At 50.8% G+C, this 7661-nt stretch carries 7 protein-coding genes; 5 read left to right on the forward strand and 2 right to left on the reverse strand.

What is annotated here, in order from left to right; all coding sequences use genetic code 11:
* Positions 1–4 precede the first annotated feature (4 nt).
* From ACTF7Q_RS09600 to ACTF7Q_RS09620, 5 genes are all read left to right on the forward strand, one after another.
* Complete coding sequence (locus tag ACTF7Q_RS09600) at positions 5–1345, forward strand: ABC transporter substrate-binding protein (protein WP_438997623.1); 1341 nt, start codon at positions 5–7, stop codon at positions 1343–1345.
* Positions 1346–1410: 65 nt separating this feature from the next.
* Positions 1411–2736 (forward strand): carbohydrate ABC transporter permease, encoded by a 1326-nt coding sequence (locus ACTF7Q_RS09605; protein WP_438997617.1) that lies wholly within the window; start codon positions 1411–1413, stop codon positions 2734–2736.
* Positions 2736–3965: a carbohydrate ABC transporter permease gene (locus ACTF7Q_RS09610; RefSeq protein ID WP_438997618.1), complete on the forward strand. Its 1230-nt coding sequence runs from the start codon at positions 2736–2738 to the stop codon at positions 3963–3965. Before ACTF7Q_RS09605 ends, ACTF7Q_RS09610 begins: the two co-directional genes overlap by 1 nt.
* 4 nt (positions 3966–3969) lie before the next feature.
* Positions 3970–5274, forward strand: a complete 1305-nt coding sequence (locus tag ACTF7Q_RS09615; protein ID WP_438997619.1) for an MGH1-like glycoside hydrolase domain-containing protein — start codon at positions 3970–3972, stop codon at positions 5272–5274.
* A 10-nt stretch (positions 5275–5284) separates the two neighbouring features.
* Positions 5285–6343, forward strand: coding sequence for an ABC transporter ATP-binding protein (locus ACTF7Q_RS09620; RefSeq protein WP_438997620.1), 1059 nt, complete (start codon positions 5285–5287; stop codon positions 6341–6343).
* 253 nt (positions 6344–6596) lie between these two features.
* Here ACTF7Q_RS09620 and ACTF7Q_RS09625 read toward each other — a convergent pair whose 3' ends face one another.
* The gene (locus ACTF7Q_RS09625; RefSeq protein ID WP_438997621.1) at positions 6597–6725 is read right to left on the reverse strand and encodes a hypothetical protein; all 129 of its coding nucleotides are present in this window, start codon (positions 6723–6725) and stop codon (positions 6597–6599) included.
* A gap of 51 nt (positions 6726–6776) precedes the next feature.
* On the reverse strand, positions 6777–7661 hold an 885-nt coding region (locus ACTF7Q_RS09630; RefSeq protein ID WP_438997622.1), incomplete at its 5' end, for an aminotransferase class III-fold pyridoxal phosphate-dependent enzyme.

The raw sequence follows: 7661 nt of genomic DNA on the forward strand, positions 1-7661 counted from the left end.
GATAATGAATAAACTCACTATGTTGAGTGTTGGCGCCGTTCTGTCGGCATCAGTGATGTCATCAGCGTTTGCTGATACCATTACGATGTGGACAATGGAAGAACAGCCTGACCGCATGGCCCGTCAAGAAAAAATGGCCGCGGACTTTAACCGCAAGACAGGTCATACTGTTAACGTGGTTGCTGTGTCTGAAAAGGACATTGCCACACGCGCAACGGCTGCTTTTGCAGCTGGCGACTTGCCAGACATTCTGAACCACACAGTCCAGCATTTGCTGCCTTTTGCCGAGGCTGGTATTCTTGACACAGGCGCGGCGACTGACGTTGTTGACGATCTTGGTCTGAACACATTTGCCGCTGGCCCTATTAACATGGCCAAGGCAGATGGTGATATCGTATCGGTTCCAACCGATGGCTGGACCCAGCTGGTGGTATATCGCAAGGATCTGTTCAAGGCCGCTGGTCTGAATCCACCAAAGACATTTGCTGATATAGAAGCAGCGATTGCAGCACTTCATAACCCACCGTCAATGTACGGTTTTGTTGCGGCGACAAAGATCGACGAAACATACATGATGCAGTTGATCGAGCATATTTCTCTGGCGGCTGGTTACAACCCAGTTAATGCCGATGGCTCAATCAATGAAGACACAACAAACCTAAAGACTGCGTTGTCTTTCTATAAGACCATTGCTGATGCGTCTCCAGAAGGCGATCTGTATTGGAAACAGTCTCGCGAAATGTATCTCGGCGGTAAAGCTGCGATGATCGTCTGGTCACCGTCTTTGCTTGACGAGTTGGGTGGTCTTCGCGACAGCGCACCAGTAACCATCAATGATGATCCAACATCAAAGGCACTTGCTAAGGATACTGGTTTCGTGACTGTGTTTGCTGGACCGGGTAATGCATCTGGCGCGGCTTATGCTGACGTTCGTTATCTTGGTATCACTGCCGACGCCAATGCTAATGTTGCTGGCGAGTTCATCAAGTTCGCTCTGTCATCAGGCTATGGCGACTGGTTGGGCATGGCACCTGAAGGCAAGTTCCCAGTCCGTATGGGTAACTGGGGCGGCGACAAGAGCTATGAAAAGCTGTGGGCAAGTCTTGATGTTGGTGTAGATCGTAAAGAGCCTTTGGCCAACATCTACCCAAAGAACGTCATCGATGACATCGTTGCTGGTCTAGCAGTTGGCGATCGCTGGGGTGTTAAAGACGGTCAGCTGGCAACAGCGTCAAAGATCGTTAACGCTCGTGTGATGTCACAAGTGATCCGTAAATATATCGATGGTGAAGTTTCATTGGACGATGCGGCGGCTGAAATTGTTGCGAAACATAAAGCCCTCTAAATAATAAATGGCAGGACAGTCTTGTGGCTGTCCTGCACCCTATACTTTTGAATGATTTATTGAAAATGACCAGCGCACCATCAAGTCTACCAGAACTAAAGGGCCCGCCGACTGGCGTTGGCGCTCTGGCTATGCGTGAACGCCGTCTGGCCTATATGATGCTACTGCCGACATTTTTCATTGTCCTCAGTATCGTCATTATTCCGCTCTTTGCGAATTTCTGGATTAGTTTTAAGTCGGTTGAATTGGGTGATCTTCGGGCCGCCCGACCGATGATTAACGAACAGCTCAAACCACGACCAAAGGCCGATGGGCACGAGGTTATCTTGCGCTATCGAATGCGCAATTCATCAAAGAAAGAAGCACTGCGCAACATTACCTTTAGCGATGAAATTCCGACTGGATTGACGCTTGTAACCAATAGTAACGGCCAAATCGATGATGGTCGGTGTTTGGTTGCGGACCAGCAGATAAATTGTGATATCGGGACCTTGGCGGGCGGCGAGCGGCTCGATCTTAAACTGCCGGTGGTGGCGAGCCAAGTCTATCTCGATAATGGTGTGCGGCCGCGCGATACCAAGCCATTGGCTGCGTATGAAACCAGCAATGTGCTGACCTCATTGGATTTCACCTTAGCCAATTTTGAAAAGATATTCTCGGCTCAGGAATTTTGGAATGTGTTGCGCGTGTCGTTCTATTACACGATTTTTGGAACGGTTGGGGCGTTGGTGCTAGGCCTGTTTGCCGCACAGATTTTGCACACTGCCTTTCGTGGTCGGGCGGTGTTGCGGGGATTGTTTCTATTCCCCTATGTGGCACCGGTTATTGCCGTTGCCTTTGCATGGGTTCTCTTGCTCGATGCGGGGCCGGGCGGCACCTTTAATGCCATGCTCCAACAAATGGGGGCGACGACCGGGCCGATTAATTTCCTTGGACAGACCAATGTTGATGTCTCGATATTCGGCCTTACTTTCCAATTTCCGATGGCACTGACGACGGTTATCATTTTTGAATCATGGCGGTATTTCCCGCTATCCTTCCTGTTTATTCTGGCCCGTATGCAATCGATCTCCAGCGATATGTATGAGGCCGCCGAGATGGATGGGGCGACGCCGTTCCAGCAATTCTGGTATCTGTCATTGCCACAGTTATTGGGCATCCTGTCGGTCTTGTTCTTGTTGCGCTTCATTTGGACGTTCAATAAATTTGACGATATTTTCCTTTTGACTGGGGGTGCGGCGGGGACGCGCACGCTTACCGTTGATGTTTATGAACAGGCGTTTGCGGTATCAAACCTCGGCGCTGGTGCGGCGGTGGCGGTTGTGGTGTTTGTTGTTTTGCTCACCTTCTCGCTGATTTTCTTCAAATTCTCGCCACAGGATGATGGTTAATGCGCTTTGGTGTGATCACATGGATGGCGCTGTTATACGGGGCGATATGGGGCGGTTTATGGATGACCCTGACCGGCCTGTTATTGATGCTGGTCTCCGGTCTTATTGCGGTACCAACAATCGGTATGGCCGCGTTGGTTGGTGTTGTGACTGGCGGCGCGGTGATATTTTTCCCTGCATTCCAGCATAGTTGGCGCCGCCAGAATCTGTTGATACTTGGGGTGGCGGTTGGCTTGCTGCTGGTGACCGCCGGCAGTCCGTTTTCAACGCCCCTGTCGGAAAAGCCGCTTTACCAATTTGCCGCGCTCTTAATCTGGGCGGCACTTAGTGTGCTGTCGCTGACACTATGCCTTGATGGTTATCAGGCAGGAGGGGCGAAACGCTACCGGATCGAACTGCTGGTTATACGTCTATTAAAGGGCTTGGGATTGGTGCTGTTCAGTGTGTTTGTGGCGTTACCATTTTATGTGATGGTTATGACTAGCCTGAAAAGCCAGCAATCCCTGCTTGGCAACCCACTCGATTTTTCAATTGATTTTGGCCAAGGGTTCGCCAGCCTTTTCCGCTCCTACATAGAGCTGTTCACGCAATTCCACTTTGGCACATTTTTGATGAATTCAGCGATCGTGTCGGTGATCACGGTACTCATCACCCTGTTCTTTGCAATCCCGGGCGCCTATGCGGTGGCTAGATTGCGCTTTCCGGGACAGGCGTTTTTATCGCGTTCAATTCTGCTAATTTATATGGTTCCGGCAATCGTGCTGGTGATCCCGCTCTATACGGTGTTCTCCCAGCTTGGCTTGCGCAATTCGCTGATCGGGTTGTTGGTGGTGTATCCGGCAACGACCATTCCGGTTGCGCTCTATATGTTGCAGGGATATTTCCGTGGATTGCCCGGTGAACTTGAAGAAGCAGGCTTGATGGACGGACTGAGCCGATTAAAAGTCATCACCAAAATTACCTTGCCATTGGCATTGCCGGCGCTGGCTTCTGTTTCTTTGTATGTGTTCATGATTGCGTGGAATGAGTTCTTGTTTGCGTTCATGTTCCTCGACGATTTTAGCATGTTTACTCTGTCACGCGGCGTGGTTTCCCTCAATTCCTCCGAGGTTCCGCGCCAGCATTTGATGGCAGGCGCGGTTGTTGCCACTGCGCCCGTTCTGGTTGTGTTTCTCTGGTTTGAAAAATATTTGGTATCCGGCCTGACCGCCGGAAGTGTGAAAGGATAGCAAGATGGCTCTTGATACAGGTACCAGTGAGTTGGATGCGAAAGCGGCAAAGATTTTACAAAAGAATGACCGTGGCGGATTCACCATTCCAACAGCGCGTTTATATCCGTTCCAATGGAATTGGGATTCGGTGTTTATTGCGATAGGGCTGGATACGTTTGATCGTGAACGGGCGTGGGTTGAGCTCGAAAGTCTTGTCGAGGGTCAGGCCGAAGACGGGATGATTCCGCATATCATTTTCCGCCAAGATGACCCTGATTACTTTCCCGGTCCGGCTGTTTGGCAGACTAACAAAAGCACGATTTCGGCAAGTGGTATTTCACAGCCGCCGGTACTTGCAAGTGTGGTGCTGCGCTTTGCGAATGAACAAGGTGATGCCGGATTGCGCCACGTCGAGGTGATGTTTGATAGCATTTTGAAATGGCATCGCTGGTGGCATAATGAACGCACCCCAGATGGATGCGATGTCGTATGCACGGTTCATCCGTGGGAGACGGGCCGGGATAATTGTCCGGATTGGCAAATTGGCCTCAATAATATGCAAACCGATCCAGAGCTGGAGCCTTATAAGCGCAAGGATATCGAACATGCGGATCCGTTACAACGCCCGAGCATGGATGAATATGACAAATATATCACCATCGTAAAATTTGGTCGTGATCATGACTGGAACCAGAAAATTTTAACGAATGATGGTCCGTTTCTAATGGCGGATCCGGGGATTTTCTTTATCCTGTTACGGGCTGATCGTGATCTTCTCGACATTGCCCAGCGCCTTGGTCGCCATGATGTGGTTGACGAGATTAGCAGCTGGATTACCGCGGCAGAGGGGGCGGCTGATTATTTCTGGAATGATAAAATTGGTGCCTATTGTGCGCGTGATGTGCGTAGCGGTGTCTTTTCCAACGGATTTTCAAATGCCAGTGCGCTTAACTTTTATGCGGGTGTTGGCACCCCAGAGCAACGCGAGCAAACCCTAGGTCATATGCGCCGGATTGCTGCCAAGACTAAATTTAGCCAGTCTAGCTGGGATCCTGACATGCCGAGTTTTGAGAGCCAGCGTTATTGGTGTGGCCCTATTTGGTGCCAGATGAATTTCATGATTGCGCAGGGTCTTGCTGAACAGGGCAAAGGTGAAATGGCGTTGAAGATGCGCGATGATCTTGGTGCGCTGATCACCCAATCGGGTTTTTATGAATGTTTTGATCCAGTCACTGGTGATGGCTGTATTGGCACTGATTTCTCGTGGACCGCCGCCTTATGGCTGGCATGGGCAAGCCCGTCATTGCCCCGATCATCGACGGCTTAGGAGGAAGACCATGGGTGCAATCAAGCTGGAAAATGTCGAAAAATGGTTCGGTGACGTTCAGGTCATCCGCGGCATTGACTTGGAAATTCTTGATGGTGAAATGGTCGTGTTCGTCGGGCCGTCAGGATGCGGTAAATCCACCTTATTGCGGATGATCGCCGGTCTGGAGGATACCAGCTACGGCAAGATTTATCTCGATGATGAGGATGTAACCGACCGCGTCCCGTCCGAGCGCGCGCTATCAATGGTGTTTCAATCCTATGCGCTATATCCGCATATGAATGTTGCCGAGAATGTTGGCTTTAGCCTGAAAACATCTGGTATGACAAAGCCTGAGATTGATGCCAAGGTCGCCGCGGCGTCGGCCATTTTGGAGCTTGATACCTATCTTGATCGCCGGCCCAAAGAATTGTCGGGCGGCCAACGCCAGCGTGTCGCCATTGGTCGTGCGATTGTGCGCGAACCAAAGGGGTTTCTATTTGACGAGCCGCTATCAAACCTCGATGCGGCATTGCGTGTGCAGATGCGTTTCGAGATCGCCAAGTTGCATGAGAATTTGAAATCAACGATGGTCTATGTGACCCATGATCAGGTTGAAGCGATGACGCTCGCTGATAAAATCGTGGTGCTTAATGATGGCCGCATTGAACAGGTTGGGAAGCCGCGTGAGCTTTATGAACAGCCTGATAGCTTATTTGTTGCGCAGTTCATTGGCAGTCCGAAAATGAACGTTATCGCGGGTAAAACCGATGCCAAGGGATTTGCCTTGAATGCCGAGTCTCTGAAAATACGAGCACAGGGGGATCACGCCGCAATTGTGACCGTGGGTGTTCGGCCCGAACATATCACCGTGACCAGCGGTAACAAGGGCGCGCATTGCACAGGCACGGTGGCGCTATATGAATATTTGGGATCGGATAGTTTTATCTATGTGGATTGTGGTGACTTGGGGATGCTGACTGTTCGGGTGCCCGATCAAACGGAATTCTCCACCGGACAATCTGTCGGTCTGAAATTTGACGAGGCGCGCGTGCATTTCTTTGATCAAGATGGACGCGCGGTACGCTAGTGCCTGGGCGTTATTTGCCGGTGAATTGCGTGGTGCGTTTTTCGTTAAAAGCCAGCACACCCTCGCGCCAATCATCGGTGCCAACTGTGCGGTTATAGCAGTCGATCTCAACACCATGCCAGCGGCGAGGCTCATATCCTGGCCCCGATCAATCGTCTGTTTTGCTTGGCGAACCGTAATCGGTGCATTCGCCGCAATGTGAGTTGCAATTGCTAATACATGCGGGATCAATTCACCAGCTGGTAGAACCGCGTTAACCAACCCCCCAATTATAGGCGTCTTCGGCGATAAACACGCGGCCAGATAAAATCAGTTCTGTGGCAAGGCGCCCGCTAACCGCACTGGTCTCATGCTTTACAGCCCCACGCCCTTCCTTTTTCAAGCATTTGGCCACGACAGCTGATGGCTTTTGACAATCGTAAAGATTTCAGCTTCAGATATGTGATATCGCATCGACCGCCTTATTCACCGCTGCTTCTGTCTTATGCAGATCCGCTTCGCTGATCGCCAGCGACGGGTACAGCTTTGACGGTGATTTCAAAATACCCTGTTCGCGCAGAGTTTGATTATATAATGTAGCCAGCGCGGGCAGGTTATGTTTTGTGCTGCGGTAATCAATGCAACTATCTTTTGTGAACAGCACATCAAACAGGGTTTCATCGCCAACAATCTGATGCGGAATGCCCGCCTTATTCAAATGGTCAGACTGCATGTTCTGCAGGCGTTTCCCTGTCTGGCGCAATGTTTTATATTGGCCGTGCCGGCGCAGAATTTCCATTGTTTTGAGACCCGCAACAGACGCCACCGGGTTGCCTGATAGGGTGCCCAGCTGCATTAGCCATTTATCACCGCCAACAATCGCTTTATCAAAATGCTGCATAATCTCTGCGCTCGCGCCCAACGCGGCTAATGGGAAGCCGCCTCCAATGATTTTACCAAGCGTGCAGATATCAGGCGTGACGCCATATCGTTCCTGGGCACCGCCATAGGCCAAACGGAAGCCGGTGACAATCTCATCAAAAATCAGAAGCACATGATATTTGTCACATAACGCCCGTAGCCCGGCCAGAAACCCAGGTTGCGGCGGGATAATCCGCTGTAGTGGTTCTGCAATAATCGCGGCAATAGTATCATGCTCTGCCAACAGCATCTCAACAGCTGCTAGATCATTGAACGGGGCGATCAGCATCTCGTCACGGACAGATTGCGGAATGCCAGCGCTATCGGGCACAGCTTGCGGAAAATTAACTTGGCGTGTTGGGGCAAGGCTCATCTGGGCTTCGGCGCTCATGCCGTGATACCCACCTTCAAATTTCAA

This window comes from Puniceispirillum sp. (SeqCode) (assembly GCF_965657105.1).
GTDB lineage: Bacteria > Pseudomonadota > Alphaproteobacteria > Puniceispirillales > Puniceispirillaceae > Puniceispirillum.

Coding starts and splice junctions, on each gene's coding strand:
- ACTF7Q_RS09600 (WP_438997623.1), top strand. CDS start 5: ATGAATAAACTCACTATGTTGAGTGTTGGCGCCGTTCTGTCGGCATCA.
- ACTF7Q_RS09610 (WP_438997618.1), top strand. CDS start 2,736: ATGCGCTTTGGTGTGATCACATGGATGGCGCTGTTATACGGGGCGATA.
- ACTF7Q_RS09615 (WP_438997619.1), top strand. CDS start 3,970: ATGGCTCTTGATACAGGTACCAGTGAGTTGGATGCGAAAGCGGCAAAG.
- ACTF7Q_RS09620 (WP_438997620.1), top strand. CDS start 5,285: ATGGGTGCAATCAAGCTGGAAAATGTCGAAAAATGGTTCGGTGACGTT.
- ACTF7Q_RS09605 (WP_438997617.1), top strand. CDS start 1,411: ATGACCAGCGCACCATCAAGTCTACCAGAACTAAAGGGCCCGCCGACT.